We start from the raw sequence: 21617 nt of genomic DNA, 5'->3' as shown, positions 1-21617 counted from the left end.
TTAAGACCGCAAAAATCGGCAATCTTATGATAAGTGAAAGGAAATTCCCTAATTATTCCTCCATTTCAGACTTTCCATTAAATGCCGAATATCCTTCTTCAGATAATCGGCAGCAGGAACTATGGAATCAAAATTCGGAACAGAGTTGAAGTAAACCGAACCGGTAAGAAAATGCCGGGTACTGTCAGTAAGATAAAACTGTGCCTGGGACGCGGCATCACCCTCTACCTCGTAAAACATGCCATAAGTATTATTGTACTCATTGGTATAAACATCTCCTTCTATGACATCTGCCTTTATTGTATGTTGCAGGGGAAGTTTCTGAGCATCTCTCAGCAAGGAGTCCAGATTATTGTTTACAGTCTGATAGGTAATGAAAATGGTTCCTTTCATCGATCCATATTCCAGATCTATCCAGCATGGAATATTGTTTCTTGAAGGTGATATCTCCGCCAGGTCATTTTTCTCAAAAGTATAGGGACAGCCTATATCAACCCTTCTGTATTCAGGCGAGGGGTACTCCAGAGCCAGAAAGCCTTTAGGCTTTGGTTTTACATCCTCCTTGCAGCCTGTTACACATACTACAGAAAGGACTCCCAGAACAAGCTGACTCAATCTTCTCATACCGGCGCTATACTCAGTTTTATCTGTTTAATTCGCTTATCATCTATCACCTCTATGGTAAAAGCATAGTTAAGAAAGGTGATCACATCATTCTTTTTAGGGAAACCGCCCGAGATCTCCAGCAGGAACCCTGCAAGAGTATCGGCCTCGCCTTTCTGATCTTCAAAAACGGAAGGATCTTCTATCTTGACGATCTTGTAAAAATCCTTTAAGGGTGTCTTACCTTCAAAAACGAAATTATTCTCATCCAGTTTTGAATAGATCAGGTCTTCATCATCAAATTCATCGCTAATATCCCCAACTATTTCCTCAATTATATCCTCGAGGGAGATCAGGCCGCTGGTGCCTCCGTACTCATCTACAACGATAGCCAGGTGATTTTTCTTATCCTTGAATTCATTAAGAAGGTCATCCAGCTTTTTATTTTCAGGAACAAAATAAGGTTCCCGCAACAAGCTGATCCAGTCAAAGTTTTTCTTATCAAGATAGGGCAGCAGATCTTTAATGTATAGTATACCTATTACATTATCTACGTTTTCCCTGTAAACAGGGATACGGGAATAACCATTCTCAATGATCTCCGGGATGATCTCATTAAAAGGACTTTCCTCGTTAAGCGCGAAGATATCCATTCGGGGTCTCATTACCTGTTTGGTATCGGTATTCCCGAAACTAACGATACCCTGAAGTATCTTCTGTTCTTCCCGGGTAGTGTCTTCTTCACTGGTAAGTTCCAGAGCCTGTGAAAGATGATCTATACTTATAAAAGATTTCTGTTTCCCAAGCTTTTCATGAAAATATAAGGTCACTGCCCTCATAGGTGTACTTAGCGGTGAAAAAAGACTGTCCAGAAAATTAATGGGATAGGCCATGAAGTTGGAGAACTGAACCTTATTCCTACTCGCATATACTTTTGGCAAAATCTCTCCGAAAAGTAAGATAAGGAAAGTTACCACTCCCACTTCAAAGAAGAACCGGAGATCCACACCGTAGACTTCGGTATTAACTCCTGCGAAGAGATCATCGGCAATATTATCGAACAGGAGTACAATTGCAATATTGATAAAGTTATTGGCCACCAGGATTGTCGCCAGCAACTTCTTCGGTTTTTCCAGAAGGTTGATAACGATATTCTGGGTTTTGGTCCTCTTTCCGTCTTCAGTAATAAAATTGGCCGGGGTAAGGGAAAAGAATGCTACTTCAGCTCCTGAGATCAAAGCAGAGCACAGTAATAGCACAAATAAAAATATCAAGCTGATAATCTGGGTTATTCCCATTGTGGCCCAAAACAAAAGCAAACTGGGAGGTTCCGAATCCAAAGGCTAAAATTTTAATTAAACTTAGAATGGCAAATCATCATCCTCTTCATCCTGGGAGTATGCCTCATCGCGATTTGAATAAGTATCCTTTTTAGGTTGTGCAGGTTTGCTACCCGAGGCCTGGGAATTACCGGAAGGCTCTGCACCAGATTCATTTTTAGGTGTTAAAAATGTGAATTCGGTACAATGAATCTCGGTCTGGTATCTTTCATTACCCTGATCGTCCTGCCATTTACGCGTTTTTATACGACCTTCTATATATACCTTGTCTCCTTTTTTGAGATATTTCTCGCAGATCTCCGCAGCTTTGTTACGTACCACTACATTATGCCATTCGGTACTGGTTACACGCTCACCGGTAGTCCTGTTAGTATAGCTTTCATTTGTAGCCAGAGGGAAACGCCCTATGGAGCCGCCTCCTTCAAAATAATGCATTTTAACGTCATCTCCTGTATGCCCTATTAGCATTACTTTGTTTAATGTACCTGTCATTTCTGTATATATTTATTTGGCTTCGATTGCTTATTAGAACTAAAATAATAAAAAATTCTGCCTAAATCTTTAAAAACGAGCAAAGATATAAACAAGCATCTATTTATACTCATCGGGAAGATATTCATTAAGAAAATTTTCTATGAGTACCGGCACCGGATATTTTACAAGGGTTTCAATATCTATGGCATCTTTATGAGATTCTGAAGAATTTACCAGCCAAAAGCGGGTATGTAAATGCTGATGTGACAATTTATGAATTACCGGAGTTTCATTAAAAAGTTCGACCGAATATTCCTTATCTCCAGCAATAGCCTTGAATTCACCACTTTTAACAAGTTCCTCTTCATCGATCTGGTTTGACGTTTCAATCAATGGGAACTGGTAAAGTCCGTTCCAGATACCCTTACCATTACGTTTTTGTAGTAACGTCTTATTATAGTCCAGATCGAACACGAGGTAATTAAAAAACCTTTTCCTTATCCTGGTCTTCTTCAGTTTAACCGGCAGATCGCGGGTTAGGCCATCCTTTAGGGCCGCACATTTATCATTAAAAGGACATTTAGCACAAGCAGGATTCTGAGGCTTGCAGTGCAAAGCACCAAATTCCATTAAAGCCTGGTTAAAGGTCCCGGGATCTCTACTGTCCAGCAATTCTGTAGCCAGGGCCTTGAACTCCCTATTACCCTGGGTAGTATTAATAGGCGTATCAACACCAAAAAATCTGGCAAGTACCCGGTAGACATTCCCGTCAACCACCGCTACCGGTTCAGAATAGCATATGGACGCGATGGCACTGGCGGTATAATCGCCTACTCCCTTTAATTTTTTTAAGTCCTTATAATTATCGGGAAATTTTCCGTCCAGTTCATAAGCCACATATCTGGCCGTTTCATGCAGATTACGGGCCCTGGAGTAGTACCCCAGTCCCTGCCAGAGCTTTAGAACCGTCTCGGTAGAGGCTTCAGCCAGGTGAAAAACAGAAGGAAAGGCTTCCATGAATTTATTATAATAAGGTAAACCCTGTTCAATCCTGGTTTGCTGAAGCATAATTTCGCTTAGCCAAATTTGGTATGGTTCATGAGATTTTCTCCATGGGAGATCTCTTTTATTTTGCAAGTACCAATTAGTGAGACGCTTGGAAAATTCCATAGTTAAAACTGAATCTTGGCAATAATAAGAGTTTATTCGGTTATTATTAGTGGATTAGGTTTGAAATATTGCAGATTTAATTCTTATATTTGCCCCCTTGAAAAACAGGAACCCCAATTAATAAAATTTAAACAATACGAAAATGACTAAAGCAGATATCGTAGCAAACATTTCGGAGAAATTAGGAATGGAAAAAGGAGACGTTCAGGCTACTATTGAATCTTTCATGGACGAAGTTAAAAATTCACTTGAAAGTGGAGATAACGTGTACCTTCGTGGTTTTGGAAGCTTTGTGGTAAAGACCAGAGCTGAGAAAACCGGTAGAAACATTTCTAAGAACACTACCATCAAAATTCCTGCTCATAACATTCCAGCATTCAAGCCTGCAAAGATTTTTGTAGAAGGAGTAAAATCGAATGTTGAAGTAAAATAATCGAATCCTCCCGTTCTGTGCGGGAGGCTTCTGTAAAATAATTAATAATTTAAATGACCGTACACTATGCCAAGTGGTAAGAAAAGAAAAAGACATAAGGTGGCTACGCATAAGCGTAAGAAAAGAAGAAGAGCTAATCGCCACAAGAAAAAGTAGTGTGACAACTACTTTTTTTATTTAAATCGTTCTTTGAAATCGAAACCCCCGGCAGGATGTCTTTGCCGAGATGAGGTTTCTTCAGGATTCAAAAACCTGTGAAAATTTTAATGTTTAATCCATCTGTGTCTGTATTTATACAGGTATGGATATAAAATCTGGAAGTGTGGACAAAGAATTAATTATTAGGTCCGAACCTTCTGCTGTAGATTTTGCCTTATTAAAAGATGGAAAACTTGTAGAACTTAACAAGGAAGAAGACAGCAACAAATTCAATGTTGGTGATATTTATATTGCTAAGATAAGAAAGGCTGTCCCGGGGTTGAATGCTGCATTTGTAAATGTAGGATACGAAAAAGATGGTTTTTTACACTATCACGATCTGGGCCCTCAGGTTTCCTCCTTATTAAAGTTCATAAAACGTGTAAGCACAGGTAAACTAAAAGATTATTCTTTAAAAAACTTTTCTTTTGAAAAGGATATAGACAAACACGGCGCAATTGCCGATGTCTTAAAATCAAACCAGTCGCTACTGGTTCAAATCGTAAAAGAACCTATCTCTACAAAAGGTCCCAGGATAAGCTCAGAGCTATCACTACCAGGCCGTTATATTGTACTGGTTCCTTTTTCCAGCCGGATTTCGGTCTCTCAGAAGATCGAAAGCAAGGACGAAAAGGAACGTCTGAAGAGACTGGTCAAAAGCATTAAACCCAAAGGATTTGGGATTATTGTAAGAACCGTAGCACAAGGCAAAAAAGTAGCAGAACTGGACAGAGATCTTCAGAATTTAGTAGATCGCTGGACAGCCATGTGTAAAAAATTGTATAAACCGCATCATCCCTCCAAAGTCTTGGGAGAACTGAACAGGGCTTCTTCCCTGTTAAGAGACATTTTTAATGACTCCTTTACTTCCATAGTTGTAGACGATGAAACGCTTTATACTCAAATTACCGATTATTTGAGCGAGATCGCTCCTGAAAAAGAATCAATCGTAAAACTGCATCAGTCCAACCAGCCCATTTTTGAAAAATTTGGTATCGAAAGACAAATCAAAACTTCCTTTGGGCGCACCGTATCCATGAGTAAAGGCGCCTACCTGGTGATAGAGCACACTGAAGCTATGCATGTTATAGATGTGAATAGCGGAAACCGCTCCAACAAATCCAAAAACCAGGAAGATACCGCACTGGAGGTGAATCTGATTAGTGCTACCGAAATTGCCCGACAGTTGCGACTTCGTGACATGGGAGGCATTATAGTGGTAGACTTCATAGATATGAACAGAGCTGAAAACCGAAAGAAGCTCTACGATCACCTTAGAAAAGAAATGAGTGATGACAGGGCAAAACATAAGATTTTGCCACCAAGTAAATTCGGATTGGTTCAAATAACGAGACAGCGCGTAAGGCCAGAAATGAATATCAAGACCCGTGAGGAAGATCCTAACGGAGACGGTGAAATTGAAGCACCAATTAGTTTGGTGAACAAGATCAAAGTTGACCTTGAAAAGCTGATCAAGAAGGAGCATAAAAAGATCACACTTACTGCTCATCCATTTATTGCAGCCTTTTTAACTAAAGGCTTTCCATCTCCCCGATCTAAGTGGTTTGTAGACCATAAACGTTGGGTGAAAATTTTACCTCGAGATGCTTACACGTATTTAGAATATCACTTTCACGATAAAGACGGAAAAGTGATCAAATAACAAAAACGCCTTTCAAGCAATTGTAAGGCGTTTTTTTATATCCAAACTTTTCAGATATTGCTTTAGTCCACTCTCAATTACCCATTCAAAATCATTATTTTCGTGTAATGAAGCAGTTCAATCAGAGATCCTATAAAGTTGAGGAAGCACTTCAAAAACTTATGCATTTTTGTGCATATAGGGATCGTTCCCAACAAGAAGTAGAAGACAAATTAGAAGGAATGAGGATGATCCCTGAAGCAAAAGAAAAGATCATCATTTCTCTTATGCAGGAAGGGTTTTTGAACGAAGAGCGATTCGCCCGCAATTTTGTGAGAGGAAAGTTCAGAATAAAGAAATGGGGACGTATCAAGATCACCCAGGAACTAAAAAAAAGAGGCATTTCCTCACCAATAATAAAACTGGGACTTTCTGAAATAAATGAAAGTGATTATCGTGAAAGCCTCTATGAACTTGCCGGGAAACAATCGGAAAAAATTAAGGAGTCCAATTCCTTTAAAAAGAAAAAGAAACTGGCCGATCATCTCTTACGAAAAGGATATGAAAGCCATCTTGTATTTGATTGCGTGAACGATCTTACCGACTGACTTCGTGCTTCTTATGGGTTCGTTTAATAGCCTGTTCATTTTTATAATCTATCCACTTCTGTCCGCGAAGTTTCCTCATATAATTATCAAAATGACGCATAAAGATAAGGTTATAGACCGCCTTTGAGAAATTTGTAAGTGTACGTGGCGTTGCCCGAAGGCTCATGGAGAACCCCGCAGTAAGGTAAGTCATATGATGCCAGTAACCTTCAGGCATATATAAGGTTTCGCCGTGCTTAAGTTCGGTAATGTAACCCTTAGCCTTTTTTAATACAGGAAACTTCTGATAATCTGGATTATCAAAATCAATATCCTCCCTGGCAATTAGCGCATGCGGAACCTTGTACAAATGCTTACTTTCAGACGGTGGGAAAAGAATACACTGTTTTTTTCCATGAAAATGAAAATGGAGAATATTGGCGTAATCGATATCATAATGCATAAACACGCTCGAATTCTCACCTCCAAAGAAAAGCATTGGCAGTTGTTTCAGAAAACGAAGGCCAATATCGGGATACCGGAAATCTTTTTGAAGGCCGGGCGATTCTTTCAATAAATTATAAAGAAAGACGCGGTAGTTTGTAGGTCCGGCTTTAAGAAGTTCAATATAATCTGCCATCTTCATATGAGTATGTGGCTCATTGAACTTATATTTAGAAGAAATAGGCCTGTCATCGTATAGCGGCACAGTTTTATCACCTGCGATCTTTTCAATATAGTCCAGGTCCCATTTCTTATATGCCGGCCAGTCTTCTATAAGTTTCTCTATAACCACAGGTTTTTGTGGCTGTACATATTTTCTCCTGAAGTCTTCCTTAGAGATCGTTTTCTCCCTGGGTATCTGTGTTAATTTCATCTTATCCTTCTTCATTTTTCCATACCTGCATTACGATGGGTCCTTTTTATTGCAAGCCTGTTCTTATAATCTATCCATCTCTGGCCCTTCAGCTTTCGCATTATATTATCAAAGTTGCGAACAATTATCAGGTTATTCAAAACTTCAGCGATCTTCTTTGGAGATCTTGGAAGTGATCTTAATGTTAGTGATAAACTGGGAGTTTCATATTTAATGAAATGCCACCAGGAAGATGGGATATACAGCGCTTCTCCATGCTTAAGCCTGGCTTCATAACCCCTAGCCTTTGCCAGAGCCGGGTATTTCTTAAGATCAGGCTTATCCATATCTATGATCTCCATACTAACGATCGAGTAAGGAACCTTATAGAGGAGACCGGTTTGATCCGGGGGATACAGGACCACTCTCTTTTCTCCAACAAAATTAAAGTGGAGGTTATTGGCAAGATCCATATCATAATGCATCACCACCTTTGCGCCTTCACCCCCCACAAAAAGCACCGGTAACTTTTTGAAGAATTTTATTCCAAGGTCAGGATATTTAAAATCCTTTATGAGTTCGGGGCAATTCTGGAGCAGATTAAAAAAGAACATCCTCAGGTCTGTAGGACCCTTTTTTAGTATATCTATATAATCCTTAAACGGGATCTTCATGGCAGGACCATGTGAGTTCTCCCGGCCTTTGGCCGGTTTACCGTCATAGAGCGGCACCTCGATGTCTCCGGCCTTTTCCCTGAAATATCCAAAATCCCATTTCTGATAGGCTGGCCAGTCTCTGGTAAGATCTTCAATTATCACCGGCTTTTTAGGATGAAAATATTCCCTCAGAAATTCTTCTTTTGAAAGATTTCTTCGCCTTGGAATATTTTGAAGATCCAGTCCCAAATAAGAAATTTTAAACTATGCCTTTGTTTTGGCCTTCTGATGAGCCTGTAGGTTACGGTCTATGGTGTGATCAGGTCTGGTCCATTTTGGTTTTTCTCCTTTACTGGTAAAACGTGAATTCTCTGCTTCCACACTTTCTGGCTTGGATTTCTTAGCAAATGCCTTCTGAGGATTGAGTCCCAGCATTTTGAACATTTCCATATCCTCCGCCACATCAGGGTTTGGAGTAGTAAGCAGTTTATCTCCGGCAAAGATAGAATTGGCTCCCGCGAAGAAACACATCGCCTGGCCTTCCCTGCTCATCTGGGTTCTTCCCGCAGATAGTCTTACCTGAGTTTCGGGCATCACTATTCTTGTGGTAGCAACCATCCTTATCATGTCCCAGATAGGCACCGGTTCCTGTTCTTCCATCGGAGTTCCTTCAACTGCCACAAGAGCATTGATAGGAACGGATTCCGGTTGTGGATTGAGAGTAGCCAGTGCTACGAGCATTCCGGCACGATCTTCTTCACTTTCTCCCATTCCTATAATCCCGCCACTACAAACGGTCACATTCGTCTTCCGAACATTGTCTATGGTCTTCAAGCGATCTTCATAACCGCGTGTAGAGATCACTTCTTTATAATATTCTTCTGAAGTATCCAGATTGTGGTTATAAGCATACAACCCCGCTTCTGCCAATCTTTGCGCCTGATTTTCGGTAATCATTCCTAGAGTACAGCAAACCTCCATATCAAGCTTATTAATGGTCCTCACCATTTCCAGAACATTGTCAAACTCTTCACCATCCCTTACGTTTCTCCAGGCCGCACCCATACATACTCTCGAGCTTCCTGCTTCTTTCGCTCTCAAAGCCTGGGCTTTTACCTGATTTACGCTCATAAGATCGTTCCCTTCAAGATCGGTATGATAACGGGCAGCCTGCGGGCAGTAGCCACAGTCTTCCGGGCACCCACCGGTTTTTATTGATAAAAGGGTTGAAACCTGAACCGTATTCGGGTCATGGTGTTTACGATGAACGGTAGCTGCTTCGTACAGCAGCTCCATTAAGGGTTTATTATATATCTCGAGAATCTCTTCTTTGGTCCAGTCGTGTCTTAATGCCATAAAGTCAATTTGAATTTCAAAAATAAAGAAAACTAAGCTTTCCTGATGTCTGCTCGCTAAAGAATTATAAACGGCGAACTAACAATTCCTTCCCACCAGCAGGGAAACAGCATTCCCCCCGAATCCTACCGAATTTACCAGGATATTCTCCAGTTTTTCCGGTTTCTGCTGAAAGTTCGAAAACGGTACCGGTAAAAACTCCTGATGCTGTAGCATCATTACAGCCATTTGCAGGCTTAGAATTCCGGATGCGGCAAAACTATGACCCACTTTCCATTTATTACTGGTGACCGGCGGAAGCTTATCTGCAAAAATTTCCCTCATCGCGTTAATTTCTGAACGATCCCCTCCAATGGTTCCGGGAGCATGCATCACAACCGCATCCACCTCAACTTTACCACTATCCTCTATGGCCATTTTCATTGATTTCTGAAGACATATACCTTTTTTTGAGAGAGAGGCCCCATGTTTCAATTTTTCATTGGCGTAACCCACTCCTTTGATAAAAGCCTCTGGATTAGAGATAGTCGACTCTTCAAGAGAAACAAGACCCGCTGCTTCGCTTAAGATCATGGTATTCACAGTCTTCTCCATATCCAGTGAACGGCATGGATATTTCTGGTTATTCTGCGCATAGATCTTCATCGCCTTCATCTGTGCCAGCGTAAATCCGGTAAGAGGAGCCTCGCTTCCTCCCGCGATAAAAGCTTTTGCCATTCCACTTCTTATCCATGCTACGGAATTTAATATCGAATGCATTCCGGTTGAACAGGTCACACTATGGGAGAACTGTGGTCCCTCAAGCTGAAGATCCTGAGCTACCCAGGAAGAAATATTCCCAAGCGTCGTTGAAGGAGAAGTATAGGTTGAAGTCTTGCCGGTTTTGATATATTCTGAATGATATTTTTCGAAAAGCCCTGTGGCACCACGGCTACTACCAATATTGATCCCGGTGCCTTCCGGAAGAGTAGAGATACTGTTAAGATTCCTGCCGGCAAGGATCGCGCACAACACCGATTTATCCAGATTCCTGTATTTAGAATTCTGCTCTCTGAGGGAATTCACTTCTACCTGCAGGTATTCAGGTAAAAAACCTCCGAGCTCCTGACCATCATCAAATTCAGCTTCCTGAAAAAAATGTTTATCACTCTGGTAATGTTTCCAAATCTCATCGGCTGTCCTGCCTAATGGAGAGATGGTTCCAATTGAAGTTATGGAAACGGGATTTTTCAATAGCTTACTTTTTCAGCAAAAATAAGGCTGAATTGGTGAATGTCTAAATTTTGGATATTAAATTCTGCTTTCTTCCGGTTTACAATAGAGATTTAGAGTAGAGAGCATTCTTTTCTTTCCCGTAGCGACCTTTTTAACCTCATCCTGCACTCCATCAGAAAGCAATCCGAACATCGGCTGATCCTGATTTAGAATACAGGGGAAAAGTTCTTCCAGGACCTCATCCCATTCCTTATAGCATTTCAAAATATCATCCGGATAAACAGTTTTACGGGATGTCCCCTCGTCCTGTGGAGTGAAAGGTTCAGAAAGATTCAAATAACCATAATCATCGGTGAGTTCCTCCCCGGTCTGTATGTCTCTTATCGCGATCTCAAAATTATAGGCGGTGGAAAGGCAGTTCGATCTAAAACTATGATTTACATACTTGGCAAGATCCCAGCAAAGGATATATTCTCCTCTGTGATTCCGAAAGCTATACTTATCCAGGAGTTGCCTGGTAAGGGGTTTGAGATCCAAAGCTTCATCCGCCCGGAACACCCTGTCCAGTTCATCCTGAACCCAGGTAATACTACCCTTAGGGATCAATTTAGTAGCCACGATCCCAAAACCCTTTTCCTCATTTATCCACCTTAACTGTGTAGCAGGATGCATCATAATTTTCAGATTAACCTATCTAAATTAGATAAAAATCGAATCCAAAAATTAAAAATATTGACTGATTAGCTACTTTTTAAAACACTGTAAGTGAATCCTCTATTACAGCATATACTTTCTGAAGTTCTTCTTCTGAAATGGTATATGGTGGAACTATATAGATAGTATTGCCAAGAGGCCGAAGGAACACCCCTTTATCCATAAAGAACTTAAAGATCTCGTTCCGCAGATTACCATATCTTTCCATCTTCACATCTAACTCAAAGGCCATGATCACACCCTTTGATCTGGCATTCCCGACTTTAGGATTAGAGCGTAGCATTTTTACAAACTTTTTATTGGCATTGCATATCTGCTGAATTTTTTCCTGAATTTCATCAGAAACAAGTAATTCTACCGCAGCAAGTGCGGCTGAACAAGCCAGCGGATTGGCGGTATAGGTATGACCATGAAAAAGACCTTTCGCTATATCATCAGAATAAAAGGCATCATAGATCTTTTGGCTGCACGAAGTAAGCCCCATAGGAAGTAGGCCGGCTGTAAGTGCCTTCGACATACAGATCACATCGGGCTTCTCTTCAATATGATCTGAAGCAAAATATTTTCCGGTCTTTCCAAATCCCGTCATCACCTCATCTGCCACGAGAATGATATCATTCTGCCTGCAAACTTTCAGGATCTCATTCAGGCCTTGGGCATCATGAAATTTCATTGCTGCCGCTCCCTGGACAAGAGGCTCGTAAATGAATCCTGCGATACTATGTTTTGAAATAAGGTCCTTTAGTATCGCAATGACTTGCTCATTATTCTTACCATTTGGAACCGGAAGCCTTTCAACCCTGATAAAATGATCTTCAAAGGCACCATTATAGACAGATAAGCCTGAAACCGACATCGCTCCAAAGGTATCTCCATGGAAACCTTCTTCAAATGCCAGCATTACCTTGCGGTCATTGCCCAGGTTGTGATGGTACTGTAAAGCCATTTTGATCCCGATCTCGGTAGCTGTAGATCCATTATCATTGAAGAAAAGCTTTTGCTGTCCTTCTGGCAATATTTTTATCAAAGCTTCAGAAAGCTCTATGGCAGGCTTATGAGTAAAGCCACTAAAGACCACCTGGTCCAGCACCTGCATCTGCTTTGCTACCCTATTGGTAATATAGCTGTTGCAGTGACCGTAAACCGCGGTATACCATGAAGAGATCGCATCGATGTATTCCTTACCCTCCTCATCAATAAGTATACTCCCCTTAGCGCTTTTGATTGGCAGCATATCGGGAGAAATCTTATGCTGTGTTAGCGGATGCCAAAGATGTTTTTTATCTCTGTCTGCCAGGTTTTCGTTCACCGTTCTTATATCTCGCATAATTTCTTTCTGAATTTTTCGGCGTATTCACTCACCACCATTTCATCAAAATAAGGTTCTTCCTCGATCCTTCCAATAACTTCAACCTTCCCAATTTTTCTGATCGCATCTTCTGTTGAAGGATTCTCTTCACCACTAAAAATGATTCCTATTTTATCAATTCCCCGGTTTTTAAGAGCTTCAATACTCAGCAGGGTATGATTTATACTCCCCAGGTAATGTCTTGAAACCAGGACCACGATATGATCCTTAGAAATGAGATCTATTATGGTCTCCTTATCATTCAGTGGAACCAGCAAGCCGCCGGCACCTTCAATCACCAGATCCTTTTCTGTCTTAGGTGGCTTAATATCTATCACCCTGATCTTTACATTATCAATGTCTGCCGCCGCATGCGGACTCATGGGAGTATTGAGCGCATAGGCATTATCATGAAAAACCGTTTCGTCATTTTTAACCAGTCGACGAAGCTTATGGGTATCTGAATTATCCAAGTCCCCGGCCTGCACCGGTTTCCAGTAATCGGCTTTTAAAGCTTCGGTCACTATTGCCGAAACTATTGTTTTGCCAACTTCGGTTCCTATACCCGTAATAAAATACTTTCTGGACATTCTCAGGAATTTTAGACAAAATTAGCCAGGAGTTTTAAGACCTCCGAAATTTCCGGGCGGGAATTATAGCTATGAACACAAAATCTCAGTCTTTCTCTACCACTAGGAACGGTGGGAGAGAGTATTGGTTTTACATTAAATCCTTTCTCCTTTAGTTCTCTGGAAATCCTCTTGACTTCAAAATTCCCCGGAATGATACAGCTCTGAATAGCCGATTCGCTTTTAACAAATAAGTCTTCAAGCGCGTTCTTTTTGATCTCTGATCTGAAATGCTGAATATTCTCCCTGAGCACATTTAGAGCAGTCCGGTCATTTTCTAAAAATCGATAGGCAGCAAATATTGAAGCAATTGAATGAGGAGATAAAGCTGTAGTATAGATAAAGCTCCTGGAGAAATTTATAAGATAATCCATCAGCTGCCTGCTTCCTAAAATCACTGCTCCATGACAGCCCATAGCCTTTCCGAAAGTATGTATGCGTGCAAATATCTCGCGCTCCAAACCTAATTCCTGAAGCAAACCTTCTCCTTTTTTACCAAATACACCCGTAGCATGAGCTTCATCCACTATCAAGTTAAAATTCAATTCTTCTGCCAGTTTCACCAGCATCTGCAGATTGGCCGAATCACCATCCATGGAAAAAACCGATTCGGTCACCACATAAATCTCAGAGGCTTCAGTATTCGGCAATCTTCCCAATCTAAGCCTAAGATCCTCCAGATCGTTATGCCGGAATTTGTAATTCCTGGCCACACTCATTTTCAAACCGTCCCTAATGGAAGCATGCGCTAACTCATCGTACAGAATAAAATCATCTTTTTGCGGAATGGCAGAGAAGAAACCCACATTGGCATCATATCCGGAATTAAAAATAAGCGCCGCCTCAGCATTATGAAAATTAGCCAGCATATTCTCCGCCCTTTCAAATAAAGGATGATTACCCGACAGCAATCTTGAACCGGTAGAACCATTCAAATTTTGAGAATTCTTTAAAACATCGTTCGAAAATTCTAAGATATTTTTGGATTTAGAGAACCCCAGATAGTCGTTAGAGAAGAAGTCGATTCCCGGGAGTGTTCCAGGCAACTCACGAAAGGAATTATCATCTTTCCTTTTCTGAAGTCTTTTCTCTAATTTTAATGGGAGTTTTTTCATTAGACAAAAATATAAAACCTTAAATTCTGAAGAGCATGGAGATAGTAGGATTCGTAATTAAAACCGTAATCGCGGTAGTGGCAGGTTTGCTTATTGGTCTCGAACGCGAATTCCGCGGCAAACATGCAGGGCTTAAAACCCATGCTCTGGTAGCTCTGGGCGCATCTGTATTCATACTTCTTTCGCTGGAATTCAAAGGCGAAGAATATGCCGATATGACCAGGGTATTAAGCCAGGTAATAATCGGGATAGGGTTTATTGGCGCCGGCACCATCATGAAAAAAGGAGAAGACGTAGAAGGTCTCACCACTGCTGCAACCATATGGTGTAGTGCTGCGGTTGGATGTCTTGCCGGGTTTGGCTATTACAAGGAGATTGTACTCGTAACCGGACTGGTTATCTTTGTGAATTTCTTTTTAAGTAAGTTGGAGAAAAGGCTAATTGAACGATCAAAGAAAAAGCATAAAAAGAAAAAAGATTAGGACTCGGTCTTCTCTTCTTCCTCTTCATCGCGGGTATGATCTATATTATCTTCCGGAGTGTCGTCTACGATACTCTTAAGAACATGGGTGTTCTTCTGATACTTTCCTCTTAGCTCATCCATCACCGATTTATCCCAAAGCTTTATTCCTATAAAATAGGAAGCCCTTCCTATCAGGTGCGCGCTCACCGGAGCCGTAAGGAAGATAAAAAGGATGATCACGAATGCCTGAGAGGTAACATCGGCATTACTAAAGTATACCGTGGTAGCCATCAATACAAGACCTACACCTAAAGTAGCTGCCTTGGTGGTAACGGAGATCCTGAGATAAGTATCGGGCATCCTGATAAGCCCTACTGCCGCTAATAATACGAACAGGGCTCCAAATGTCGCAAGTGCTCCTATAATTATATCTATCATCATTTTCTTCTTCTTTTTTCCAGGTAATATGATAAAGCTACAGTACTTAAAAAAGCAATCAGTGCAAGGATGAGGGCTGTATCCATGAGGGTTGAATGATTGTAAATGATACTGTACACTGCAATTATCCCTATTCCCGTCGTGATAAGCAGGTCAAGTGAAATTATCTTATCGGCAATACTGGGACCCTTCAGGAAGCGCCAGAAAATAAGTACAGCCGAAATTACCAGTACCGGTAGAATAATGTAATATAAATAATCAAATAACGTCATGAGAAAACCTCCAAAATTCTGCGTTCAAATCCTTCTTTTATTCCTTTGATAAATTTTTCCCGGTCTTTAATGTACATGGCATGTACGAAAAGTACCTTCTTATCATTAGACACATCTATGCTCAAAGTTCCTGGTGTAAGGGATATCATATTGGCCAGTACAGTGATGGCGATATCAGACTTCACATCCAGAGGCACCATAATAATCCCCGGGGTCATATTGAGTTTTGGTGTTATCACCTCATAGGCCACCTCGAGATTGGCTTTTATAAGTTCATAGAGGAAAAACAATAAGAGCAGGATGGTTTTTGGAACGATAAGGAAATATTTCGTTCTGCCCCTGCCTACGGTAATGAGCCAGAGAATATGAAAATTCAGGAAAAACCCGAACAGGTAATTCTCAAAGGAAAAATCTCCCGTTAAAGCCACCCAAACGAAGGTGAGTAATATGTTTGAAAGAAACTTGTTCTTCATTCTTCCTTATTTCTTCAAATTTAAAACACTGTCAATATAGCCTTGATTGTTCACCAGCTCATCTGCTATTCTTGCTGAAAGCTCCTGAATATGTTCAGCCCCGAAACCAATGTACAAAGATACAATACTAAGCAGAGCCACCGGAACAATAAACTGTAAGCGTTTATAGGTCTTCATTTTAGTAAAGTACCCAAAGTTAGGCCTGAAGGGTAACTCCTTTCCTTCTTTCCAGAATACTTCAGCCCATAATCTGGCTATTATCACCAGAGTGATAAAACTGGCAAAGATTATTGCCCCTACTGTAATATAAGATCCACCGCTAAAGCCTGCTTTTATCAGGTTTATCTTGGGCCAGAACCCAGAAAGTGGTGGTATTCCCACCAGTGAGAAAAGAGGTATAAATAGCAGTAGACTAATCTTTGGCCATTTCGCATAAATTCCCCCCAGATCTCTCATACTATTGGTTCCTTTAAGCCTGTACACCAAACCACTTAGCATAAAGAGATTGGTCTTCACGATAATGTCGTGGATAAGGTAAAATACCGCTCCGGCAATGGCAACTTCTGTGAACATCCCCAAACCGGCGATCATATATCCTATATGACAAATAATAAGGTAAGAAAACACCTTTCGCATATTATTCTGCACAAGGGCTCCTATTCCCCCACTTACAAGCGTAAGAATTGCAATGACCATCAGGATATTATCAAGAAAGGCATCACTTGTAAATATCAATGTAAAAACCCTAATTAAAGCATATACCCCTACTTTAGTAAGTAATCCGCCAAAAATGGCAGATACCGCAAATGGCGGAGTATGATAGGATGCCGGTAACCAGAAATATAAGGGAAACACCCCGGCCTTTATCCCAAAGCCGATCAAAAAAAGAATTCCAGTGATCTCTACAAGCCCCCTGTTCTCAATCGCCGCGATCTTCCCTGCCAGATCAGCCATATTCAAACTTCCCGTCAAACCATACAGAACGGCTATAGCCGTAAGGAAGATCATGGATGCCAGAATATTAAGGGTAAAATACTTTACAGCCCCTTCCAGCTGTGCTTTTTCTCCTCCTATAGTAATAAGTACGAAGGAGCTAATAATGATAATTTCAAACCATACGTAAAGGTTAAAGATATCTCCCGTAAGGAATGCGCCATTTAGTCCCAATAGTAAAAAATGAAAAATAGGAAAATAGCCAAACCTTAACCTGTCCTTAAGCACAGAACCGGCTGAAAATATGGAAACCGCGAGTCCGGCTATCGAGGTTAAAAGTACTAGGGTAGCCGCCAGGGTATCAGCGACAAAGGTGATCCCAAAAGGAGCAGCCCAGTTCCCTGACTGAATGGTTTGAGTTCCATAATTCCAGATGTAGTAGAATAGCCAGCATGAAAGCCCAACACTAACAACACTTCCCAGAATACTGAAAATTTTCTGAAACTTTATTTTAGACCACGCAAATAGCAGGATAATACCTATGCCGATCTGAAGGAAAAGAGGATATAAAATTAATTGTTGTGTCATGAATCTTCGTCGGTTGCGTTCATTTCATCAAGATCATCAGTCCTTACCACGGTATGCGCACGTTTTACAAGAACAATGGCAAAAGACTGAAGACCAAAACTTATAACAATGGCTGTTAGAATCAGGGCCTGGGGTACCGGATCAGCGAAAGCTTCAGTGAATACCTTCGCATCGCCAGGAATGATTGGCGGTGCCCCCTTAGTTATTCTTCCAAGAAAGAATATTAAAAGGTTAGCACCATTTCCTAATAATATTATTCCTATGATAAGCTTAACAAGGCTACGCCTCAGCATCATGTATATGCCAGAAGCGTATAAAAAACCTATCATTATTGCTATGAGTATTTCCATATCAGGCCGATTCAGAAATTGTAAATATTATAGTAAGGGTAACCCCAACCACCACCAGATAGACTCCAATATCAAAAAATAATGCCGAACCTATATTTCCCAGAATAGCCACAGGATCGTGGGACCATAACCCGGTCATAAAAGGCAGGTCAAATAAAGCTACCGGAACGAGTCCGCTCAAAAATGATATTGCCAGCCCGGTTGGTATAAGATACCCAGGATGCATCATTAATAACTCCTTGGTTTTCTTAAGGCCATTGGCAAAAGAATGTAGTATAAAAGCAATAGCTGCTACCAGTCCCCCTACAAATCCTCCTCCTGGCAAGTAATGCCCCCGTAGTAGTATAAAAACGGAAAACAACAGCAATACCGGCAAGAGGTAGTTAGAAGCTGTCTTTAAAATTATAGTAGTTCGCATAGCTTTTTATTTTTGACTGTCCTGATATCTTTTTCTATCGGCCATCTTCAACCTCAATTTCATCAGTCCAAAAACCCCCACGGCTGCTATAGACAGTACCGATATTTCAATCAGGGTATCTACCCCTCTGAAATCCACCAGGATCACGTTCACCACATTCTTTCCGTGAGCTTCAAGATAGGCATTCTGGGCGTAGTATTCCCCTATCTCCTTATTCACCGGTTCTGCAATAACCTGCAGGGCCAGTGTGGCTACTAAAAGTCCAAATACCGCCGAGAGAATACCATCTCGCAGCCTCGTCTTATAATCTGACAGTTTTAGGTATTTTGGCAATTTATATAAAACCAGCACAAACAGGATCACAGTTAAAGTATCTATAGAGAACTGCGTCATTGCGAGATCTGGCGCACTGTAAAACACAAAGATCAAACATATAGCCAGACCTACAACACCCATGGCTACCACTGCCGCCAATCGTGACTGGGTAAACACAGTATAAAAGATACCAGCGATCAATATAAGAGTGGCAGTGATCTCATAGACCGTAATCCTTGACAGGGAATGATAATCTATCACAAAGTTTGTACTTCCAATCAGAATATAACCTACCAGCACCACCAGGAAAAGGATAATGATAGATATATAATTTCGCAAATAACCATTCTGAAAGAAATCTGTCCAGAAATTAGAAACATCAATAAAAATCCTGTTGAAACGTTCATACAGTGATTCGGGAGAAATAAATTCAAATCTGCCTGCCGCAGCCTCAAGTTTTTCTGAAGGTTTAATAATGAAATAAAGGGCTGTACCAATTCCAATGGTTATGAGACTAAGAATAAAAACTGTATTGAAGCCATGCCATAAAGCAAGATGAATTTCACTGGCATCGGCTCCCATGGCCTCCACAACCGGTTTTATGATCGGGGTGTCAATAATAAATGGTGCCACCCCAAATACAAGGCCTAAAATTGCAAGTAATAAAGGAGGAGTCCACAGAACAAAATCAGGACTTTTTACCTGAGCATGCTCTTCAGGTAATTTCCCAATAAAAGGTTTTATTCCGGCAACAAAACCGGCATACAATAAGAATATCTTAGTAAGTACGATCGCTACCATTAGCAGGATCATAAGGGTTTCAGAATGAAACGAAGCTTCGTATGTAAGTTCCTTACCCACGAAGCCAATGGTTGGCGGGATACCGGCGCTTGAAATGGCTGCAAGTATACCGGCAATTCCAACCGGTAACATAACTTTATTCAAACCGGCGAGACGGGTTACATCCCTTGTATGGGTCTGATGATCTATTATTCCCGTCACAAGGAATAAGGTAGCCTTATAAAGCGCGTGTACTATAATGAATACCGCCGCGGCAAGAAAGGCTTCCCGGGTACCAAGGCCCGTTAGAAAAACGAGTATTCCAAGTGCCGAAATGGTAGAATAAGCAAGAATACCTTTCAAGTCGGTTCTGAAGATTGTGTGTACAGCCGAATAAAGCATGGTAATCCCACCTACAACCAATAAACTTGTGTTCCAAATATTATCTCCTCCAAGCACAGGAGTAAATCTCATTAAGAGATAAACACCTGCTTTTACCATCGTGGCAGAATGCAGATAAGTAGACACCGGAGTTGGGGCTTTCATTGCGCCGGGTAGCCAGAAATGAAAAGGAAACTGGGCAGATTTGGTAAAAGCAGCACCAAAGATAAGCAGGACCACGGTCAGATAGTGTTCGTGATCACCAATCGCCTCACTCATACTTAACATTTCTGAAATACTGTAGGTTCCGCTTATATTATTAAGAAGAAGTGCTCCGGCAAGCAGCAACAGTCCTCCTATCCCGGTGATCCCAAGCGCAGTGAGTGCTGATCTTCGGGAAGCTCCACTTGTATTATTGAATCCGATAAGGAAAAATGAAGTAATACTGGTAAGTTCCCAGAATACAAATAAGGTGATCATATTATCTGAAAGAACAAGCCCTAGCATGGCTCCCATGAAAGATGCCAGATAACCATAAAATCTGTCCAGATACTGATGCCCTTTTAAATAGGAAGAAGTATAGAAAAAGACCAGAAATCCAATTCCGCTTATTAAAAGCGAGAATAGTAAAGACAGGCCATCCAGTTTAAAGCCAAGATCCACTCCGAAAGACGGAATCCACTGGTAAGATCGCATGATCACCTCGCCATTGGAAACAGGTCCAATGAATTGAAAGAAGTAGATAAACAGTCCAAGAGGGATCAGAGAAGCCAGAAGAGACAGCTTACCTTTAAAAAATCTCCCGGCAAAAACCAGGAAAATAGAAAACAAAAACCCTGTAAGGATAGCGGTAAGCATAGGTAGTTAATTCTGTTTCCCGCAAATATAAGAGTTATTATTGAAGATTAAGAAGAGGTAAACTATCACTCGAATAGTTTGAGATATTTTTTAATGGCCAGGGAAAGCAGGTATAAAGATTCATTTAGAAATTTATTGAGATAACATATCGTAAATTGAAATAGCAGTGCGTAAATAAAATTATTGTTTTTCAATAATTTATGTATATTTATTATTGATAAACAATAATTATTAAAAATGAAATCATCAGTTCTTCTAAGAAATATTATTAGTCTGGCATATTATTCATTCATCATCGTAGGCGTTGCTGTTTTTGGAATTTTAATTTTCACACTTATCTGGGATGAAAATATGGCTCTGGAAATATTTAAGAATTCTGATGATTTTAAGATCACCTCGGTCCGGGCTCTTATTAGCCTTTTAACTTATTCCTTAATATCTTTTGGATTCTGGATCTATCTTTTTCGATTGATCAGAAATTTAATGGACAGCCTAACATCCAAATCAATTTTTACAAAATTTCAAATAAGCAGTTTCAAGATCATAGGCCAGTTACTTATCCTGGTTACAGTAATAGATACCCTGTTTTCGTTCATATTTGAAATCATTTTTACCGATCAGGTACATATTAAAACTGGTTTTATGAATTTCTGGTTATTAATTGTCCTGGGATTGTTTTTCATTTTTATTTCCCAAATCTTTAACAAAGCAAGACTCTATAAAGAAGAAAACGAACTAACGATTTAGCCATGCCGATAATCATAAACCTCGATAAGGTTCTCGAAGAAAGGAACATGAAAAGCAACGAGCTGGCAGACATTGTCGGGATCACAACCGCTAATCTCTCTATTCTTAAAACTGGAAAAGCGAAGGCTGTTCGTTTTTCCACCCTGGAAGCTATCTGTGAAGCTCTGGAATGCCAGCCGGGCGATATCCTTGAATATCAACCTTAATAAATTCGTAGCTCTCTCAATCCTATAAAATTTTTACTTTAGGCCAAATCTCAAAAATC

25 protein-coding genes are annotated in these 21617 nt (G+C 40.6%); 6 read left to right on the top strand and 19 right to left on the bottom strand.

The annotated features are described in order from the left end of the window. Positions 1-48: 48 nt before the first annotated feature. The 4 genes from gldD to mutY form a co-directional block, all read right to left on the bottom strand. Positions 49-624: a gliding motility lipoprotein GldD gene (gene gldD, locus EZJ28_RS00350; RefSeq protein WP_131393722.1), complete on the bottom strand. Its 576-nt coding sequence runs from the start codon at positions 622-624 to the stop codon at positions 49-51. Further along, positions 621-1943, bottom strand: coding sequence for a gliding motility-associated protein GldE (locus tag EZJ28_RS00345; protein WP_131393720.1), 1323 nt, complete (start codon positions 1941-1943; stop codon positions 621-623). Before EZJ28_RS00345 ends, gldD begins: the two co-directional genes overlap by 4 nt. A 21-nt stretch (positions 1944-1964) precedes the next feature. Then, positions 1965-2435 carry a single-stranded DNA-binding protein gene (locus EZJ28_RS00340; RefSeq protein ID WP_131393718.1) on the bottom strand — a complete coding sequence of 157 codons (471 nt, stop codon included), beginning with the start codon at positions 2433-2435 and terminating at the stop codon, positions 1965-1967. Between the two features lie 99 nt (positions 2436-2534). After that, entirely contained in the window at positions 2535-3587 is a 1053-nt protein-coding gene (mutY, locus tag EZJ28_RS00335; RefSeq protein ID WP_131393716.1) for an A/G-specific adenine glycosylase, read from the bottom strand. A gap of 142 nt (positions 3588-3729) precedes the next feature. On the opposite strand from mutY, the gene EZJ28_RS00330 reads away from it, so the two are divergent. From EZJ28_RS00330 to EZJ28_RS00320, 3 genes are all read left to right on the top strand, one after another. Next, positions 3730-4020, top strand: a complete 291-nt coding sequence (locus EZJ28_RS00330; RefSeq protein WP_131393714.1) for an HU family DNA-binding protein — start codon at positions 3730-3732, stop codon at positions 4018-4020. Between the two features lie 322 nt (positions 4021-4342). Further along, positions 4343-5881, top strand: coding sequence for an Rne/Rng family ribonuclease (locus EZJ28_RS00325; protein ID WP_131393712.1), 1539 nt, complete (start codon positions 4343-4345; stop codon positions 5879-5881). Positions 5882-5988: 107 nt separating this feature from the next. Further along, complete coding sequence (locus EZJ28_RS00320; RefSeq protein ID WP_131393710.1) at positions 5989-6468, top strand: regulatory protein RecX; 480 nt, start codon at positions 5989-5991, stop codon at positions 6466-6468. Here EZJ28_RS00320 and EZJ28_RS00315 read toward each other — a convergent pair. The 8 genes from EZJ28_RS00315 to EZJ28_RS00280 all read right to left on the bottom strand — a co-directional run bounded on the left by EZJ28_RS00315 (position 6458) and on the right by EZJ28_RS00280 (position 14336). Then, entirely contained in the window at positions 6458-7339 is an 882-nt protein-coding gene (locus tag EZJ28_RS00315; RefSeq protein WP_131393708.1) for a cupin-like domain-containing protein, read from the bottom strand. The genes EZJ28_RS00320 and EZJ28_RS00315 overlap by 11 nt on opposite strands. Beyond that, entirely contained in the window at positions 7336-8208 is an 873-nt protein-coding gene (locus EZJ28_RS00310) for a cupin-like domain-containing protein (RefSeq protein ID WP_131393706.1), read from the bottom strand. The genes EZJ28_RS00315 and EZJ28_RS00310 overlap by 4 nt, the downstream gene beginning before the upstream one ends. 15 nt (positions 8209-8223) lie before the next feature. Next, positions 8224-9315 carry a biotin synthase BioB gene (bioB, locus tag EZJ28_RS00305; protein ID WP_131393704.1) on the bottom strand — a complete coding sequence of 364 codons (1092 nt, stop codon included), beginning with the start codon at positions 9313-9315 and terminating at the stop codon, positions 8224-8226. Between the two features lie 78 nt (positions 9316-9393). After that, positions 9394-10548 carry a beta-ketoacyl synthase N-terminal-like domain-containing protein gene (locus EZJ28_RS00300; RefSeq protein WP_131393702.1) on the bottom strand — a complete coding sequence of 385 codons (1155 nt, stop codon included), beginning with the start codon at positions 10546-10548 and terminating at the stop codon, positions 9394-9396. A 57-nt stretch (positions 10549-10605) separates the two neighbouring features. Beyond that, positions 10606-11205 (bottom strand): SET domain-containing protein, encoded by a 600-nt coding sequence (locus tag EZJ28_RS00295; RefSeq protein WP_131393700.1) that lies wholly within the window; start codon positions 11203-11205, stop codon positions 10606-10608. A gap of 76 nt (positions 11206-11281) precedes the next feature. Further along, on the bottom strand, positions 11282-12571 hold the full coding sequence (gene bioA, locus EZJ28_RS00290) for an adenosylmethionine--8-amino-7-oxononanoate transaminase (protein WP_131393697.1): 1290 nt from the start codon (positions 12569-12571) through the stop codon (positions 11282-11284). Continuing rightward, complete coding sequence (gene bioD, locus EZJ28_RS00285; protein WP_131393695.1) at positions 12559-13182, bottom strand: dethiobiotin synthase; 624 nt, start codon at positions 13180-13182, stop codon at positions 12559-12561. The genes bioA and bioD overlap by 13 nt, the downstream gene beginning before the upstream one ends. Before the next feature lie 11 nt (positions 13183-13193). Next, on the bottom strand, positions 13194-14336 hold the full coding sequence (locus EZJ28_RS00280) for a pyridoxal phosphate-dependent aminotransferase family protein (RefSeq protein WP_131393694.1): 1143 nt from the start codon (positions 14334-14336) through the stop codon (positions 13194-13196). A gap of 35 nt (positions 14337-14371) precedes the next feature. Here EZJ28_RS00280 and EZJ28_RS00275 point away from each other — a divergent pair, with 35 nt between their 5' ends. Next, positions 14372-14818 (top strand): MgtC/SapB family protein, encoded by a 447-nt coding sequence (locus EZJ28_RS00275; RefSeq protein ID WP_131393692.1) that lies wholly within the window; start codon positions 14372-14374, stop codon positions 14816-14818. Here the strand turns inward: EZJ28_RS00275 and mnhG are convergent. Genes mnhG through EZJ28_RS00240 form a run of 7 tightly spaced genes read right to left on the bottom strand, consistent with a single transcriptional unit; the run spans position 14815 to position 20605 of the window. Beyond that, positions 14815-15240 (bottom strand): monovalent cation/H(+) antiporter subunit G, encoded by a 426-nt coding sequence (gene mnhG / locus EZJ28_RS00270; protein WP_347562564.1) that lies wholly within the window; start codon positions 15238-15240, stop codon positions 14815-14817. The genes EZJ28_RS00275 and mnhG overlap by 4 nt on opposite strands. Further along, a complete protein-coding gene (locus tag EZJ28_RS00265; protein WP_131393690.1) occupies positions 15237-15509 on the bottom strand; it encodes a cation:proton antiporter in 273 nt (90 codons plus the stop codon). Before EZJ28_RS00265 ends, mnhG begins: the two co-directional genes overlap by 4 nt. Further along, positions 15506-15982 carry a Na+/H+ antiporter subunit E gene (locus tag EZJ28_RS00260; protein ID WP_131393688.1) on the bottom strand — a complete coding sequence of 159 codons (477 nt, stop codon included), beginning with the start codon at positions 15980-15982 and terminating at the stop codon, positions 15506-15508. The genes EZJ28_RS00265 and EZJ28_RS00260 overlap by 4 nt, the downstream gene beginning before the upstream one ends. 6 nt (positions 15983-15988) lie before the next feature. Further along, the gene (locus EZJ28_RS00255; protein ID WP_131393686.1) at positions 15989-17503 is read right to left on the bottom strand and encodes a proton-conducting transporter membrane subunit; all 1515 of its coding nucleotides are present in this window, start codon (positions 17501-17503) and stop codon (positions 15989-15991) included. Beyond that, positions 17500-17853 carry a Na+/H+ antiporter subunit C gene (locus EZJ28_RS00250; RefSeq protein ID WP_131393684.1) on the bottom strand — a complete coding sequence of 118 codons (354 nt, stop codon included), beginning with the start codon at positions 17851-17853 and terminating at the stop codon, positions 17500-17502. Before EZJ28_RS00250 ends, EZJ28_RS00255 begins: the two co-directional genes overlap by 4 nt. A gap of 1 nt (position 17854) precedes the next feature. Then, positions 17855-18271: a Na+/H+ antiporter subunit B gene (locus EZJ28_RS00245; protein ID WP_131393682.1), complete on the bottom strand. Its 417-nt coding sequence runs from the start codon at positions 18269-18271 to the stop codon at positions 17855-17857. A gap of 6 nt (positions 18272-18277) precedes the next feature. Continuing rightward, positions 18278-20605, bottom strand: coding sequence for a putative monovalent cation/H+ antiporter subunit A (locus tag EZJ28_RS00240; protein WP_131393680.1), 2328 nt, complete (start codon positions 20603-20605; stop codon positions 18278-18280). 237 nt (positions 20606-20842) lie between these two features. Here EZJ28_RS00240 and EZJ28_RS00235 point away from each other — a divergent pair, with 237 nt between their 5' ends. Then, complete coding sequence (locus tag EZJ28_RS00235) at positions 20843-21352, top strand: DUF2975 domain-containing protein (protein WP_131393678.1); 510 nt, start codon at positions 20843-20845, stop codon at positions 21350-21352. 2 nt (positions 21353-21354) lie between these two features. After that, positions 21355-21558, top strand: a complete 204-nt coding sequence (locus EZJ28_RS00230; RefSeq protein ID WP_131393676.1) for a helix-turn-helix transcriptional regulator — start codon at positions 21355-21357, stop codon at positions 21556-21558. Positions 21559-21617: the final 59 nt, after the last annotated feature.

It is taken from the genome of Gramella sp. KN1008 (assembly GCF_004332155.1).
Lineage (GTDB): Bacteria > Bacteroidota > Bacteroidia > Flavobacteriales > Flavobacteriaceae > Christiangramia.
The sequence above is the reverse complement of the archived record's forward strand: the minus strand, read 5'-3'. Positions and strand labels throughout refer to the sequence as shown.